Source organism: Streptomyces flavalbus (genome assembly GCF_042674625.1).
In the GTDB taxonomy this organism is placed as follows: domain Bacteria; phylum Actinomycetota; class Actinomycetes; order Streptomycetales; family Streptomycetaceae; genus Streptomyces; species Streptomyces flavalbus.
This window is the reverse complement of sequence record NZ_JBHTEB010000001.1, coordinates 5,482,588-5,498,084: the sequence shown is the minus strand read 5'-3', so window position 1 is coordinate 5,498,084 and position 15,497 is coordinate 5,482,588. Positions and strand designations below refer to the sequence as shown.

Annotated in this window: 9 protein-coding genes; 7 read left to right on the top strand and 2 right to left on the bottom strand. The window is 72.7% G+C overall.

Annotated features, from left to right (window positions below; all coding sequences use genetic code 11):
• Positions 1 to 5: 5 nt before the first annotated feature.
• Positions 6 to 416: a hypothetical protein gene (locus ACFQZ6_RS24815; RefSeq protein WP_381612655.1), complete on the bottom strand. Its 411-nt coding sequence runs from the start codon at positions 414 to 416 to the stop codon at positions 6 to 8.
• Positions 417 to 617: 201 nt separating this feature from the next.
• On the opposite strand from ACFQZ6_RS24815, the gene ACFQZ6_RS24810 reads away from it, so the two are divergent.
• The 4 genes from ACFQZ6_RS24810 (at position 618) to ACFQZ6_RS24795 (ending at position 7,008) form a co-directional block, all read left to right on the top strand.
• Positions 618 to 2,384, top strand: a complete 1,767-nt coding sequence (locus ACFQZ6_RS24810) for an ABC transporter transmembrane domain-containing protein (RefSeq protein WP_381612652.1) — start codon at positions 618 to 620, stop codon at positions 2,382 to 2,384.
• On the top strand, positions 2,381 to 4,138 hold the full coding sequence (locus ACFQZ6_RS24805; protein WP_381612649.1) for an ABC transporter ATP-binding protein: 1,758 nt from the start codon (positions 2,381 to 2,383) through the stop codon (positions 4,136 to 4,138). The genes ACFQZ6_RS24810 and ACFQZ6_RS24805 overlap by 4 nt, the downstream gene beginning before the upstream one ends.
• 216 nt (positions 4,139 to 4,354) lie before the next feature.
• Positions 4,355 to 6,409, top strand: coding sequence for a M4 family metallopeptidase (locus ACFQZ6_RS24800; RefSeq protein ID WP_381612646.1), 2,055 nt, complete (start codon positions 4,355 to 4,357; stop codon positions 6,407 to 6,409).
• A 71-nt stretch (positions 6,410 to 6,480) separates the two neighbouring features.
• Complete coding sequence (locus ACFQZ6_RS24795) at positions 6,481 to 7,008, top strand: DUF1990 domain-containing protein (RefSeq protein WP_381612643.1); 528 nt, start codon at positions 6,481 to 6,483, stop codon at positions 7,006 to 7,008.
• Between the two features lie 31 nt (positions 7,009 to 7,039).
• Here ACFQZ6_RS24795 and ACFQZ6_RS24790 read toward each other — a convergent pair whose 3' ends face one another.
• On the bottom strand, positions 7,040 to 9,664 hold the full coding sequence (locus ACFQZ6_RS24790; RefSeq protein ID WP_381612640.1) for a glycosyltransferase family 1 protein: 2,625 nt from the start codon (positions 9,662 to 9,664) through the stop codon (positions 7,040 to 7,042).
• Between the two features lie 529 nt (positions 9,665 to 10,193).
• Between ACFQZ6_RS24790 and ACFQZ6_RS24785 the strand changes: the two genes are divergently transcribed.
• From ACFQZ6_RS24785 to ACFQZ6_RS24775, 3 genes are all read left to right on the top strand, one after another.
• Positions 10,194 to 12,302 carry an alpha-1,4-glucan--maltose-1-phosphate maltosyltransferase gene (locus ACFQZ6_RS24785; protein ID WP_381612637.1) on the top strand — a complete coding sequence of 703 codons (2,109 nt, stop codon included), beginning with the start codon at positions 10,194 to 10,196 and terminating at the stop codon, positions 12,300 to 12,302.
• A complete protein-coding gene (treS, locus tag ACFQZ6_RS24780; RefSeq protein ID WP_381612634.1) occupies positions 12,299 to 13,999 on the top strand; it encodes a maltose alpha-D-glucosyltransferase in 1,701 nt (566 codons plus the stop codon). The genes ACFQZ6_RS24785 and treS overlap by 4 nt, the downstream gene beginning before the upstream one ends.
• 87 nt (positions 14,000 to 14,086) lie before the next feature.
• Complete coding sequence (locus ACFQZ6_RS24775; RefSeq protein WP_381612631.1) at positions 14,087 to 15,487, top strand: maltokinase N-terminal cap-like domain-containing protein; 1,401 nt, start codon at positions 14,087 to 14,089, stop codon at positions 15,485 to 15,487.
• Positions 15,488 to 15,497 lie beyond the last annotated feature (10 nt).

Below are 15,497 nucleotides of genomic sequence, written 5' to 3'. Positions count from 1 at the left end.
CGGGGTCAGGAGCCCTTCCGGTCGTCGAAGCCCTCGTCCAGGAGGGTGATGGAGCTGACCGCGCCGGCGATGTACGTGTCGTCGGCGGCGTGCTGGGTGCGGGTGAAGCGCAGGTGGTTGGAGATGTGGGCGCAGGCGTCCAGGAGGGTCCGGGTCTGTTCGGTCCAGCGCTCGGCGACGTGGGACAGGGCGGGGCCCAGGGCGAAGCCCTCGGCGCGCAGGCCGCCCGCCGCGGCCTCCGTGGCGACGCGGGCGTGGCCGCTGTAGGCATGGAAGTCCTCGAACAGGTCGTGGGCCGCCTTGCCCACGGCCGCCAGGTCCTTCTGGCCCGCCACCAGGTCGCCCCGGGGGGCCTGGTCCCCGGCGTCGGTCTGGCCTGATGTGGTCTTGAGCCGTTCCCATTCCTCCCACGCCATGCGTGGTTCCTCCCCCGTTGTCCGTCCTGCGGCGGCTCGAAGGGTACGGGGCGCCCCGTGGCGACTGTCTCGCTCGTCGCGTTCCGTCGTGGTGGAAATTGCGTTGTGGCTGGTCAGAGGGGGCTCTTAGGGTGGCGGGACCGGGTGGGCAGCCCGTTTCGGTGAGTTGGTGGTGGCCCGTCGTCGTCCCTGAGGAGAGTCGTGATCGACGCGTACGAGGAGCCCGGCACGCCCGACTGTCGTAGTGGGGGGCGGTATCTGTGGTGGCTGGTGCGGGCTCAGGCGGGGCGGTCGGTGGGGGCCGCGGTGCTGGGGGTGGCGTCGCTGGCGCTGGCGGCGGTGGCGCCGTACCTGCTGGCGCGGGCGATCGATGACGGGCTGACGCCGGGGGACATGGGGGTGTTGGGCCAGTGGGTTGGCGCGCTGGTGGGGGCGGGGATCGTGACCTCCTGGCTGGACATCTCGCGGCACCGGACCATGACCCGGGTGCGGATGGACGCCAACTTCCGGACGGTGAAGGTGGTGGTGGCGCAGGCGGTGCGGCTCGGGGCGTCGTTGCGGGGGCAGGTCGCGGCCGGGGAGGTCGTGACCATCGGCGTGGGGGACGTGCAGACCATCGCCACCGCGCTGACGGTGATCGGGCCGGGGGTCGGCGCGGTCGTCACGTACGCGCTGGTGGCCGTGGTGCTGCTGACGGTGTCGCCGCTGCTGGCCGCGGTGGTGTTGCTGGGGGTGCCGGTGATCGCGGTGGCGGTGGGGCCGTTGATGGGGCGGTTGCAGGCGGTGGAGGGCGTGTACCGGGAGCGGCAGGGCGTGTTGGCCGCGCGGATCGGTGATCTCGCCGGTGGGCTGCGGGTGCTGAACGGGCTGGGCGGGAAGCGGCTGGTGGCCGACGCCTTCCGGCGGGACTCGCGGCGGCTGCGGGACGAGGGGTACCGGGTCGGCGCCGTGACGAGCTGGATCCAGGCGCTGGGGATCGGGCTGCCGATGGTGTTCCTCGCGGTGGTGACCTGGCTGGCGGCGCGGCTGGTGGCGCGCGGCGACATCACGGTGGGCGAACTGGTGTCGGTGTACGGGTACGTCGCGGTGCTGGTGGTGCCGGTGTCGTACCTGCTGGAGTTCGGCAACCAGGTCAGCCGGGGGCTGGTCGCCGCGCGGCGCGTCGTGGGCTTCCTGCGGCTCGAACCGGCGCCGGACACCGGTGCGCGGGACGCCCCCGCCGAGCCCGCCGCGCTGTACGACCCGGCGTCGGGTGTGCGGGTGCTCCCGGGGCGGCTGACGGCGCTGGCCTGCGCCCGGCCCGCGGACGCGGCGGAGGTCGTCGACCGGCTCGGGCGGTACGCCCCCTCGGACGCGGTGTGGGGTGAGGTGCGGTTGGACGAGGTCGCGCTGGCGCGGGTGCGGGAGCGGATCCTCGTCGCCGACCACGAGGCCGACCTGTTCGCGGGGACCTTGCGGGAAGTGGTGAGCGGCAGACGGCGGCCCGACGACGCCGCCGTCGAGCGGGCCGTGCGCGCCGCCGCCGCCGAGGACGTCGTGCGCGGGCTGCCGGACGGTCTGGACTCGCGGATCGACGCGCAGGGCCGGAACCTCTCCGGTGGGCAGCGGCAACGCGTGCGGCTGGTGCGGGCGCTGCTGGCGGAGCCGGAGGTGCTGCTCGCCGTGGAGCCGACGTCCGCGCTGGACGCGCACACCGAGGCGACGGTGGCGCGGCGGCTGCGGGTCGCGCGGGAGGGTCGTACCACCGTGGTGACGACCACCTCGCCGCTCGTGCTCGACCAGGCCGACGTCGTGTACCACCTCGTCGACGGCAAGGTGGCGGCGAGCGGCAGCCATGAGGGGCTGTTGGCGTACGACCCGGGCTATCGGGGGCTCGTCGCGCGGGACTCCGACGACAACGGCGACAACGGCGACAACAAGGCCAAGGACAAGGACGCCGACGCCGACGCCGAGGAGGCCGTGTCGTGAGTGGCTTCGACGGGAAGCTGCCCGTCGCCGGGCGGCGGGACGTACGGCGGGCCGCGGGGCGGCTGGTGCGGGCCGACGGCCGGGCGTTCGCCGGGGTGCTGGCGCTGAACGCGGCGGCGGCCGGGGTCGGGCTCGTCGGGCCGTGGCTGCTGGGGCGGATCATCGACGAGGTGCGCGGCGGGGCCGGGGTGGGCGTCGTGGACCGGCTGGCGGTGGGCCTCGTCGCCTGTGCGCTGGCGCAACTGCTGCTGGCGCGCTGGGCGCGGTACGCGGGGCACCGGTTCGGGGAGCGGACGCTCGCTCGTATCCGGGAGGAGTTCGTCGACCGGGCGCTGCGGCTGCCCGCGTCGGTGGTGGAGCGGGCCGGTACCGGTGACCTGACGGCGCGCGGCACCGCGGACGTGGCGACGGTCGGCACGACGCTGCGTGACGCCGGTCCCGAGCTGCTGATCTCCACCGTCCAGGCGGCGTTCCTGCTCGGCGCGGTCGTGGTGATCGATCCGCTGCTGGCCGCGGTCGCCGCGGTCACCCTGACGCCCGTGTGGTTCGCGGTGCGCTGGTACACGCGTCGGGCGCGCACGGCGTATCTCGCGGAGGGTGCGGCCACCTCCGACGTCGCGGAGATCCTCGCGGCGACGGCGGCGGGCGCGCGGACGGTCGAGGCGTTCGGGCTCCAGCGGGAGCGGACGGCGGCGAGCCGGGCGGCGCTGGAGACCGCCCGGCGCACCCGGCTGCACACGCTGTGGCTGCGCAGCGCGTTCTTCCCCGCGGTGGACTTCAGCTACGTCCTGCCGGTGTCCACCGCGCTGCTGTTCGGCGGCTGGCGGTACACCGAGGGGGCGCTGAGCCTCGGCGCGGTGGTGGCGTCGGCACTGTACCTGCGGCAGTTGACGGAGCCGCTGGACCAACTGCTGATCAGGATCGAGCAGTTGCAGGCGAGCGCGGCGTCCTTCGCGCGGGTGGAGGGGCTGGCGGGGGTGCCCTCGGCGGCCGGGGCGCCGGGTGCCCCCGTCCCGGCGGACGACCGGATCGACGTGCGCGGGGCGCGCTTCGCCTACGACCGTGGCGGTGACGTCCTGCACGGCGTGGACCTCACCGTGCGTCCCGGGGAGCGGCTCGCGGTGGTCGGGCCGTCCGGCGCGGGCAAGTCCACGCTGAGCAGGCTGCTGGCGGGGGTGGACGCGCCGACCGGGGGCGCGGTGACGGTGGGCGGGGTGCCGGTGGCGGCGCTCGGCCCGGAGCAGCTGCGCCGTCAGGTCGTACTGGTCACCCAGGAGCACCACGTCTTCCTGGGCACCGTACGGGACAACCTCCTGATCGCCGAGCCGTCCGCCACGGACGACCGGCTGTGGGCTGCGCTCACCGCGGTCGGCGCGGACGACTGGGTGCGCGAGCTGCCGGGCGGGCTGGACGCCGACCCGGGGGCGGAGGGCCACCGCGCCGACGGCTCGCAGGCGCAGCAGCTCGCGCTGGCCCGGGTGGTGCTGGCCGACCCGCACACGCTGATCCTCGACGAGGCGACCGCCCTGCTGGACCCGGCCACCGCCCGGCACACCGAGCGCGCCCTCGCCGCCGTACTGCACGGCCGTACGGTCATCGCGATCGCGCACCGGCTGCACACCGCGCACGACGCGGACCGGGTGGCGGTGATGGAGGACGGGCGGCTCACCGAACTCGGCACGCACGAGGAGCTGGTGGCGGCGGACGGGGCGTACGCGCGGCTGTGGCGGACGTGGCACGGGGAGCCGTCCTAGGACCCGACGCGGTCGGTTCCGTTTATCGAACGTGAACTCCCGGACAACGGACGATATCCAGCCAATCTCTTGACGCGCCCCTGACAGAAACCGCGGTCTCCTGACACGCTTCCCCACGGCCCCGCACCCCACGCACCACCGTTCTGCCCGGACGGCCCACCTGTCGTCCGGTCTCCCCCTGGCCGCGCGACCCGCGGCCACGCAGAAGGAGCCAGTGTGAGCAGCCACCCCCACAGACCCACCTCCGCGCGCCCGCGCCGCCGCGCCGCCGCCGTCGCCCTCGCCGGTGTCGCCGCGCTCGTCGCCACCGCCGTCCAGGCGGGCGCCGCCACCGCCGCCCCCGAGCAGGCCGGACAGGCCCGCCCGGTCGCGGGCAAGGCCGACCCGGGCGCCCTCCCCGTCAAGCTCAGCCCCGCCCAGCGCGCCGCGCTGATCCGCGAGGCCGAGGCGGGCAGCGCGGAGACCGCCGGGGAACTGAACCTCGGCGCCAAGGAGAAGCTCGCCGTCAAGGACGTCCTCAAGGACCGCGACGGCACCCTGCACACCCGCTACGAGCGCACCTACGCCGGGCTGCCCGTGCTCGGCGGTGACGTCGTCGTCGAGACTGACGCGTCCGGCGAGGTCGAGAACGTCGCCCGCGCCACCCGCGCCACCCTCAAGGTGCCCACCCTGACCCCCGAGGTCGGCACCGCGCACGCCGAGCGGCAGGCCCTGAACGCCGCGAAGGCCGAGGACGCCAAGAGCCCCGACGTCAGCCGCGCCCCCCGCAAGGTCGTCTGGGCCGCCGACGGCAAGCCGGTCCTCGCCTACGAGACGGTGGTCGGCGGCTTCCAGCACGACGGCACCCCGCAGGAGCTGCACGTCGTCACCGACGCCGCCAGCGGGGCCAAGCTGTACGAGTGGGAGGCCATCGAGACCGGCACCGGGCACACCGTCTACAGCGGTACGGTACCGCTCACCACCACCCAGTCCGGGTCGTCGTACAACCTCACCGACGGCGCCCGCGGCAACCACCGCACGTACAACCTCAACCGGGGCACCTCCGGCACCGGCACCCTGTTCTCCGGCCCCGACGACGTCTGGGGCGACGGCACCGCCGCCAACGCCGAGTCGGCCGCCGCCGACGCCCACTACGGCGCGGCCCTGACCTGGGACTACTACAAGAACGTGCACGGCCGCACCGGCATCCGCGGCGACGGCGTCGGCGCCTACTCCCGGGTCCACTACGGCAACAACTACGTCAACGCCTTCTGGTCCGACAGTTGCTTCTGCATGACCTACGGCGACGGCTCGGGCAACGCCAACCCGCTCACCGCGATCGACGTCGCCGGGCACGAGATGACCCACGGCCTGACCTCGAACACCGCGGGCCTGAACTACAGCGGCGAGTCCGGCGGCCTGAACGAGGCCACCTCGGACATCTTCGGCACCTCGGTGGAGTTCTACGCGGCCAACTCCTCCGACGTCGGTGACTACCTCATCGGCGAGGAGATCAACATCCGCGGCGACGGCACCCCGCTGCGCTACATGGACAAGCCCAGCAAGGACGGCTCGTCCAAGGACAGTTGGTACTCCGGGATCGGCTCGATCGACGTGCACTACTCCTCGGGCCCGGCGAACCACTTCTTCTACCTGCTCAGCGAGGGCAGCGGCACCAAGACCATCAACGGGGTCACGTACAACTCCCCCACCTCCGACGGTCTGCCGGTGACCGGCATAGGCCGCGCCAAGGCCGAGCAGATCTGGTTCAAGGCGCTCACCACGAAGTTCACGTCCACCACCAACTACGCCGCCGCCCGCACCGGCACCCTCGCGGTCGCCGGTGAGCTGTACGGCGCCACGAGCGCGGAGTACAAGGCGGTGCAGGACGCCTGGGCCGCCGTGAACGTCGGCACCCGCTCCGGTGGCGGGGGCGGCGGGGGCACGTCCTACGAGTCCACCACCGACGTGTCCATCCCGGACAACGGCGCCGCGGTGACCTCGTCGATCTCCGTGACCGGCCGCACGGGCGCCGCGCCCGCCAACCTCCAGGTGTCCGTGGACATCGTGCACACCTGGCGCGGTGACCTGGTGATCGACCTGCTCGCCCCGGACGGCACGCCGTACCGCCTGAAGGACTTCTCGTCCTCCGACTCGGCGGACAACGTCCAGGAGACCTACACGGTCAACGCCTCCTCCGAGACCGCCAACGGCACCTGGCAACTGCGGGTGCAGGATCAGGCGCGCTACGACACGGGCTACATCAGCGGCTGGAAGCTGACGTTCCCGTAAACCCCCACCGCAGCGCGCCCGGCGGCAGCCGGGGTCCCCGGGCCCCGGCTGCCGCCGTAGTCTTGGGTCCCATGTCAGCCACGGACGGGGCGGATTTCACCTACGACCACGTCGGCGCGACCCGGGACGCGGACTTCTGTCCGCCCGGGTTCCACCGGCTCCACGTGCGCGCCCGGATAGGAGAGGGCGAGGCGGTGTTCCGCCGGGCCGCCGAGGCGCTCGGCACCTGGGAGATGCACCGCACGGTCGGCGTCGGCATGGACACCGGCGCCGACCGGGCGGCCCCCGGCGTCGACGTCACCGTCCGGCTCGCCGGGCTGGTGAAGGCGCCCTGCCGGGTGGTGTGGACAGTGGACGAGGACCGCCGCTCGGGCTGGGCCTACGGCACGCTGGACGGCCACCCGGAGTGCGGCGAGGAGGCGTTCGTGGTGGACCGCACCGGGGACGGCACGGTCTGGCTGACCATAAGGGCGTTCAGCCGCCCGGCGAAGTGGTACACCCGCGCGAGCGGCCCCGCGACCCGCGGCCTCCAGCACGCCTACGCCCACCGCTGCGGCACGGTCCTGCGCCGCCTGTGCGCCCCGCACACGGAGTTCTGACCAGCGGACGGGCGCCCGGCGGGCCGCGCCCTCACCGCATCAGCACCCCCGCCCCCTCCGCGACCTCCTCCGAGGGCACCGTCACCAGGCCCACCTCCGTCGGGGAGGCCAGCAGGCGGTGGGCGGGGAGGATGCGGACCGTGTAGCCGTACGGGCCGGTGCGGTCCAGGGCGAGGGGGCCCTCGTAGACCCAGCGGCCCTCCAGGTCGGGGCCGCCCGCGGCCTTCAGGGCGACGGTCGTCGCGTCGGCGATGCGGTCCTCCGGGTCCACGCGGCCGGAGACGGCCTGCACCTCCACGTCGTCCGGCCCCAGGTCACCGAGGCCGACCCGGACCCGCAGGGTGAGCGTGGTGCCCAGCTCCGCGGTCGCCGCCGTCGCCGAGGTCTCCACGTGGTCGACGGTGACCCGCGGCCACGCCGCCCGCACCCGCGCCTTCCACCCCGCCAGCTCGCGCGCCGCGTCGGGGCCGACGGCCCGGTGGGCGCGGGCGGCGGGCGCGTAGAGCCGCTCCACGTACTCCCGGACCATCCGCCCCGCCAGCACCTTCGGCCCCAGCAGGCTGAGCGTCTGCCGGACCATCTCGATCCAGCGGTCCGGCAGCCCGCCCGTGCCCCGCTCGTAGAACCGCGGCGTCACCCGCTGCTCCAGCAGGTCGTACAGCGCCGCCGCCTCTATGTCGTCGCGCCGGTCCGCGTCCGTCGCGGAGCCGTCGGCGGTGGGGATCGCCCAGCCGAAGTCGGGCTGGAACCACTCGTCCCACCAGCCGTCCAGGACGGACAGGTTGAGGCAGCCGTTCAGCGCGGCCTTCATCCCGCTCGTCCCGCACGCCTCCAGGGGCCGCAGCGGGTTGTTCAGCCAGATGTCGCAGCCGGGGTAGAGCTTCTGCGCCATCGCCATGCCGTAGTCCGGCAGGAAGACGATCCGGTGCCGCACCCGCGGGTCGTCGGCGAAGCGGACCAGCTCCTGGATGAGCCGCTTGCCGCCGTCGTCCGCCGGGTGCGCCTTGCCCGCGACGACGATCTGCACCGGCCGCTCGGGGTGCAGCAGCAGGTCCATCAGCCGGTCCTGGTCCCGCAGCATCAGCGTCAGCCGCTTGTACGACGGGACGCGGCGCGCGAACCCGATGGTCAGCACGTCCGGGTCGAGCACGCCGTCGATCCAGCCCAGCTCGGCCGTGCCCGCGCCGCGCTGCCGCCAGGACGCCCGCAGCCGCTCGCGCACCTCCTCCACGAGCTGTTCCCGCAGCGACCGCCGCAGCTCCCAGATGTCCTGGTCCGCGATGTCGGCCACCGCGTCCCAGCGCTCCGAGCCGCCCACGGTCAGCGCGTCCTCGGCGCGCTGCGCGCCGACCTGCCGGGCGCCGAGCCGGAACACCTCCGGCGCCACCCAGGTGGGCGCGTGCACCCCGTTGGTGACGGAGGTGATCGGCACCTCTGCGGGGTCGAAGCCCGGCCAGAGCCCGGCGAACATCTCCCGGCTGACGTCGCCGTGCAGCAGGGAGACCCCGTTGGCGCGCTGCGCGAGCCGCAGCCCCATCACGGCCATGTTGAAGAGGTTGGGCTCCCCGCCCGGGTACGTCTCCATGCCCAGGTGCAGGATGCGCTCGACGTCGATCCGGGGCAGTTCGGCGTCGGCGCCGAAGTGCCGGGCGACCAGCTCACGGTCGAAGCGGTCGATCCCGGCCGGGACGGGCGTGTGCGTGGTGAACACCGTCCCGGCGCGCACCGCCTCAAGCGCCGCGTCGAACTCCAGCCCGCCGTCGCACAACTCCGCGATCCGCTCCAGGCCGAGGAAGCCCGCGTGCCCCTCGTTGGTGTGGAACACCTCGGGCGCCGGATGGCCGGTCAGACGGCAGTACGTCCGCACCGCCCGCACCCCTCCTATGCCGAGCAGCATCTCCTGGAGCAGCCGGTGCTCGCTGCCGCCGCCGTAGAGCCGGTCGGTCACCCCGCGCTCGCTGGCGGCGTTCTCCTCCACGTCGGAGTCGAGCAGCAGCAGCGGGATCCTGCCCACCTGGGCCAGCCAGATCCGGGCCCGCAGCGACCGGCCGCCGGGCAGCGCCAGGGAGACCTGCGCCGGGGTGCCGTCCGCCTCCTTGACCAGGGCGAGCGGCAGTTCGTTGGGGTCGAGGACGGGATAGTGCTCCTGCTGCCAGCCGTCCCGGGACAGGCTCTGCCGGAAGTAGCCGTGCCGGTAGAGCAGCCCCACCCCGATCAGCGGTACGCCGAGGTCGCTGGCCGACTTCAGGTGGTCACCGGCGAGGATGCCGAGGCCGCCGGAGTACTGGGGCAGCGCGGCGGTGATGCCGAACTCGGGGGAGAAGTAGGCGACGGCGGCGGGCAGTTCCGCGAACTGCGGCTGGTTCTGGTACCAGCGGTCGCCGGTGACGTAGTCGTTGAGGTCGGCCGCGGCCGTGCCGAGGCGGCGCAGGAAGCGGCGGTCCTCGGCCAGCTCCGCGAGCCGCTCCGGCGCCACGTTCCCCAGCAGCCGTACCGGATCGCCGCCCGAGGCGGCCCAGCACTCGGGGTCCACGGACTGGAAGAGGTCGCGGGTCTCCGGGTGCCAGGACCAGCGGAGGTTGCGCGCGAGATCGCTGAGGGGCTGGAGGGGCTCGGGGAGTACGGGACGGACGGTGAATCGACGGATCGCCTTCACATTCCACCTCGGTGGTTGTGGATAAGACCGCCGGGGGCGGTCTCGTCGTCTGACCGAGAACGGTACCGGCGCGGGCACCGCTCCCGCTGGGAGTGCCACCCGGCAGTTCGTCTGGAAATCACCGCAAACCTCACCCCGCCCACGAGACTGCCCAGCCACCCGCGGGTTACGCCGGACGTATACGGCGCCGGGCCCCGCCGAAGCCGCCGACGGCACGCACGAGTTCCAGCCGTTCTCACGCCCCCGGCGCACGCCCCGGGGCCCACCAGGGCGGATACCATCTGACGGACTTCTCCCAATACCGTCCTGTTCGTGGCACAGTCCCCTTACCGGCTCCGCGCCTCTCGGAGAGGGCCGGTCTTGTGTGTAGACATAGGCGTGAGGAGTTAACAAAGTGCCTGATTGCTCACCCGAATAGGGTGGGAAGGCTCCAGCGGAACGCCCGGCAGACACCTCACGCACGACATCCCGCAGACCCACCTCCCCACATGCCATCCGCCCACCCACGTTGACGCGGACAGGAGCGGTGATGCCCGCAACGCACCACTCGTCAGCACCCCCGACAGCCAGCGCGGAAGGCCACGACGCCTTCCCCACGCGCCCCGTCGACGCCGGTCCCGCCGCCCCGGAGCCACCCTCCGCGGGCGATGACACCGCTGTCGGGCGCATACCGGTCCTGGACGTCCGCCCGGTCGTCCAGCACGGACGCAGGCCCGCCAAGGCGGTCACCGGCGAGGCGTTCGAGGTGTCGGCGACCGTGTTCCGCGAGGGACACGACGCCGTCGCCGCCAATGTCGTACTGAAGGACCCCGAGGGACGGCCAGGACCCTGGACGCCGATGCGGGAACTCGCCCCCGGCACCGACCGCTGGGGCGCCACCGTCACCGCGGGCGCGCCCGGCCGATGGACGTACACCGTCGAGGCGTGGGGCGATCCGGTCACCACCTGGCGGCACCACGCGCGCATCAAGGTCCCCGCGGGCATCGACACCGAACTCGTCCTGGAGGAGGGCGCGCGCCTGCACGAGCGGGCCGCCGCCGGGGTGCCCGAGCAGGACGGCGCCCGCGCCACCGTCGAGGCCGTCGTCGACACCCTGCGCGACGAGTCCCTCCCCGCGTCGTCCCGTCTGGCGGCGGCGTTGACGCCGGAGGTGGACGCGGTCCTGGCCCGCTATCCGCTGCGGGACCTGGTGACCCGTTCGGCGGAGATGCCGCTGCTGGTGGAGCGGGAGCGGGCGTTGTACGGCGCGTGGTACGAGTTCTTCCCGCGTTCCGAGGGCACCCGTGAGGAGCCGCACGGCACGTTCCGTACCGCGGCGCGGCGGTTGCCCGCGATCGCCGCGATGGGTTTCGACGTCGTCTATCTGCCGCCGGTCCATCCGATCGGTACGACGTTCCGCAAGGGCCGCAACAACACCCTCTCCCCCGGTCCGGACGACGTGGGTGTGCCGTGGGCGATCGGCTCGCCCGAGGGCGGCCATGACGCCGTGCACCCGCGGCTGGGCACGATGGAGGACTTCGCCTGGTTCGTGCGGCGGGCGGGTGAGCACGGTCTGGAGGTGGCGCTGGACTTCGCGTTGCAGTGCTCGCCGGACCATCCGTGGGTGGAGAAGCATCCGGAGTGGTTTCACCACCGCCCCGACGGGACGATCGCGTACGCGGAGAACCCGCCGAAGAAGTACCAGGACATCTACCCGATCGCGTTCGACGCGGACATGGACGGTCTGGTCGCGGAGACGCTGCGCATCCTGCGGCTGTGGATGGGGCTGGGGGTGCGGATCTTCCGGGTGGACAATCCGCACACCAAGCCGGTGGTGTTCTGGGAGCGGGTCCTGGCGGACATCGGCCGCAGTGACCCGGACGTGATCTTCCTGGCGGAGGCGTTCACCCGTCCGGCGATGATGCACACCCTGGCGCAGATCGGGTTCCAGCAGTCGTACACGTACTTCACCTGGCGCAACAGCAAGCAGGAGCTGACGGAGTACCTGACGGAGCTGTCGGGTGAGGCGGCGGCCTATATGCGGCCGAACTTCTTCGTCAACACCCCCGACATCCTGCACGCCTACCTCCAGCACGGCGGACGGCCCGCGTTCGAGGTGCGTGCCGTCCTCGCCGCGACGCTGTCGCCCACCTGGGGGGTGTACTCGGGTTACGAGCTGTGTGAGAACACCCCGCTCAAGGAGGGCAGCGAGGAGTACCTCGACTCGGAGAAGTACCAGCTCAGGCCCCGCGACTGGGCGGCGGCCGAACGCGAGGGCCGCAGCATCGCCCCCCTGATCACCCAGCTCAACACGATCCGCAGGCAGAACCCCGCCCTGCGGCAGCTACGCGACATCCACTTCCACCACGTGGACCAGGAAGCGGTGATCGCGTACAGCAAGCGGGCCGGGTCGAACACGGTTCTCGTGGTCGCCAACCTCGACCCTCACCACACCCAGGAGGCCACGGTCTCGTTGGACATGCCGCAACTCGGCCTTGACTGGCACGAGTCGGTGCCGGTGCGCGACCAGCTCACCGGCGAGACCTATCACTGGGGCAGGGCCAACTATGTGCGCCTTGAGCCGGGCCGACGGCCCGCGCACGTCTTCACCGTCCTGCGACCGTCCAACCCGCAGATCGGAGGGTCACCCACACCATGATCGTCAACGAGCCCGTTCACGACACCTTCGAGGACACCCCCGCCAAGGACCGCGACCCGGACTGGTTCAAACGAGCCGTCTTCTACGAGGTCCTGGTCCGCTCCTTCCAGGACAGCAACGGCGACGGCATCGGAGACCTGAAGGGCCTCACCGCCAAGCTGGACTACATCCAGTGGCTGGGCGTGGACTGCCTCTGGCTGCCGCCGTTCTTCAAGTCCCCGCTGCGGGACGGCGGCTACGACGTCTCCGACTACACCGCCGTCCTGCCGGAGTTCGGTGACCTGGCCGACTTCGTCGAGTTCGTGGACTCCGCGCACCAGCGCGGGATGCGCGTGATCATCGACTTCGTCATGAACCACACCAGCGACCAGCACCCGTGGTTCCAGGAGTCCCGCCGCGACCCCGACGGCCCCTACGGGGACTACTACATGTGGGCCGACGACGACAAGCAGTACCAGGACGCCCGGATCATCTTCGTCGACACCGAGGCGTCGAACTGGACCTTCGACCCGGTGCGCAAGCAGTACTTCTTCCACCGGTTCTTCTCCCACCAGCCGGACCTCAACTACGAGAACCCGGCCGTCCAGGAGGAGATCATCTCGGCCCTCCGCTTCTGGCTGGACCTCGGCATCGACGGCTTCCGCCTCGACGCCGTGCCGTACCTGTACGCGGAGGAGGGCACCAACTGCGAAAACCTTCCGGCAACCCATGAGTTCCTGAAGCGGGTCCGCAAGGAGATCGACGCCCAGTACCCGGACACGGTGCTGCTGGCCGAGGCCAACCAGTGGCCCGAGGACGTCGTCGACTACTTCGGGGACTACGCCTCCGGCGGCGACGAGTGCCACATGGCGTTCCACTTCCCCGTCATGCCGCGCATCTTCATGGCCGTGCGCCGCGAGTCCCGCTACCCCGTCTCGGAGATCCTCGCCAAGACCCCGGCGATCCCGTCGGGCTGCCAGTGGGGCATCTTCCTGCGCAACCACGACGAGCTGACCCTCGAAATGGTCACCGACGAAGAGCGCGACTACATGTACGCGGAGTACGCCAAGGACCCGCGGATGCGCGCCAACATCGGCATCCGCCGCAGGCTCGCCCCGCTCCTGGACAACGACCGCAACCAGATCGAGCTGTTCACGGCCCTCCTGCTCTCCCTCCCCGGCTCTCCGATCCTGTACTACGGCGACGAGATCGGCATGGGCGACAACATCTGGCTCGGTGACCGGGACGCCGTCCGCACGCCCATGCAGTGGACCCCGGACCGCAACGCGGGCTTCTCGTCCTGCGACCCGGGACGGCTCTACCTCCCGACGATCATGGACCCGGTCTACGGCTACCAGGTCACCAACGTCGAGGCGTCGATGGCGTCGCCCTCGTCGCTGCTGCACTGGACCCGCCGGATGATCGAGATCCGCAAGCAGAACCCGGCCTTCGGGCTCGGCTCCTACACCGAACTCCAGTCCTCCAACCCGGCCGTGCTGGCGTTCCTGCGCGAGCACGGCGACGACCTGGTGCTCTGCGTCAACAACTTCTCCCGCTTCGCCCAGCCCACCGAGCTGGACCTGCGGGAGTTCGCCGGACGCCACCCGGTCGAGCTGATCGGCGGGGTGCGGTTCCCCGCCATCGGCGAACTGCCGTACCTGCTGACCCTGGCGGGCCACGGCTTCTACTGGTTCCGGCTCCGCAAGGACGCCGTGTAGAACCCGGGCGCGGGGCGGTTTCCACCGTCCCGCCCTGGGCACGCAGGAGTAACCCCCGACCTCGCCCCCGGGGAAAGGACGTACGCCATGTCGGACGCCGTCACCCGCCCCGTCCCGACGCCCAGCCCCGCCCTCCTCGCGTCCCTCGACCCGCTGTTGCGGGAGTGGCTGCCACGGCAACGCTGGTTCGCGGGCAAGGGCCGTCCGATCGCCGGGTTCTCGCTGGTGGCGGCGACCGAGCTGCTCCCGGCCGGGGGCAAGCTGGGCCTGTACCACCTCCTGGTCCGGGTCCACCAGCAGCTCACGCCGGGGCACGGCGCCGCGTCCGCCGTCCCGGGTGACTGCTACCAACTGCTCATAGGGGCGCGCGAGGCGCTGCCGCCCCGGCTGGCGCCCGCGCTGATCGGCCATGTGACCGACGGCCCGCTCGCCGGACGCACGGTGTACGAGGCCCTGTACGACGCCCGGCCCGCCGACGTGCTCCTGGAGGCGCTGCGCACCCGGGCCAGCATCGGCGCGCTGCGCTTCGACCGGGACGAGGGGGAGGACATCCGCACCGGCCTGGTCCCCCGGGTCGGCACCGCCGAGCAGTCCAACTCCTCCGTGGTCTACGGAGATACGTTCATCCTGAAGCTCCTCCGCCGGGTCGTGCCCGGCGTCAACCCCGACCTGGAGCTGCCGCTCGCGCTGGCCCGCGAGGGCTGCCCCCGGGTGCCGCCGCCGACGGGGTGGCTGTCGGCCGAGCTGGCCGGGGAGTCGTACGTCCTCGGGGTGCTCCAGCCCTACCTCCAGGGCGCGGCGGACGGCTGGGAGCTGGCGCTGCGGGAGCTGGCCAAGGGCGAGGACTTCGGCGCGGAGGCGCGGGCGCTGGGCCGGGCCACGGCCGAGGTGCACACGGCGCTGGCGCGCGCGCTGCCCACGGTGACGCTGGGGCCGCCGCAGTTGGACGTCCTGGTCGGCGGCATGACCGAGCGCCTTGAGGCCGCCGTGCGGGCGGTGCCCGCGCTACGGCCGTACGCCCCCGGGCTGCGCAGCGTGTTCACGGCGCTGGCGGACCTGGCCGCGGAGGGCTGCACGTGGACCGCCCAGCGCATCCACGGCGACCTGCACCTCGGGCAGTGCCTGCGGTCGCCGTCCGGGCAGTGGTGGCTGATCGACTTCGAGGGCGAGCCCGCCAGGCCGCTCGCCGAACGCCGGATGCCGCAGCCGGTGGCGCGGGACATCGCCGGGATGCTGCGGTCCTTCGACTACGCGGCCCACTCGGTCAAGCCCGGGGTGCCCGGCTGGGCGGACACCTGCCGGGCCGCCTACTGCTCGGGGTACGCCGAGGTGACCGGCCGCGACCCGCGCACCGACCCGGTGCTGTTGCGCGCCCACGAGACCGACAAGGCGGTGTACGAAGTGGTCTACGAGGCCCGGCACCGCCCCGACTGGCTCCCGGTACCGCTGTCGGCGGTACGCCGCCTGGCCGCACCGCAACTGACCTGATCCCCTAGGA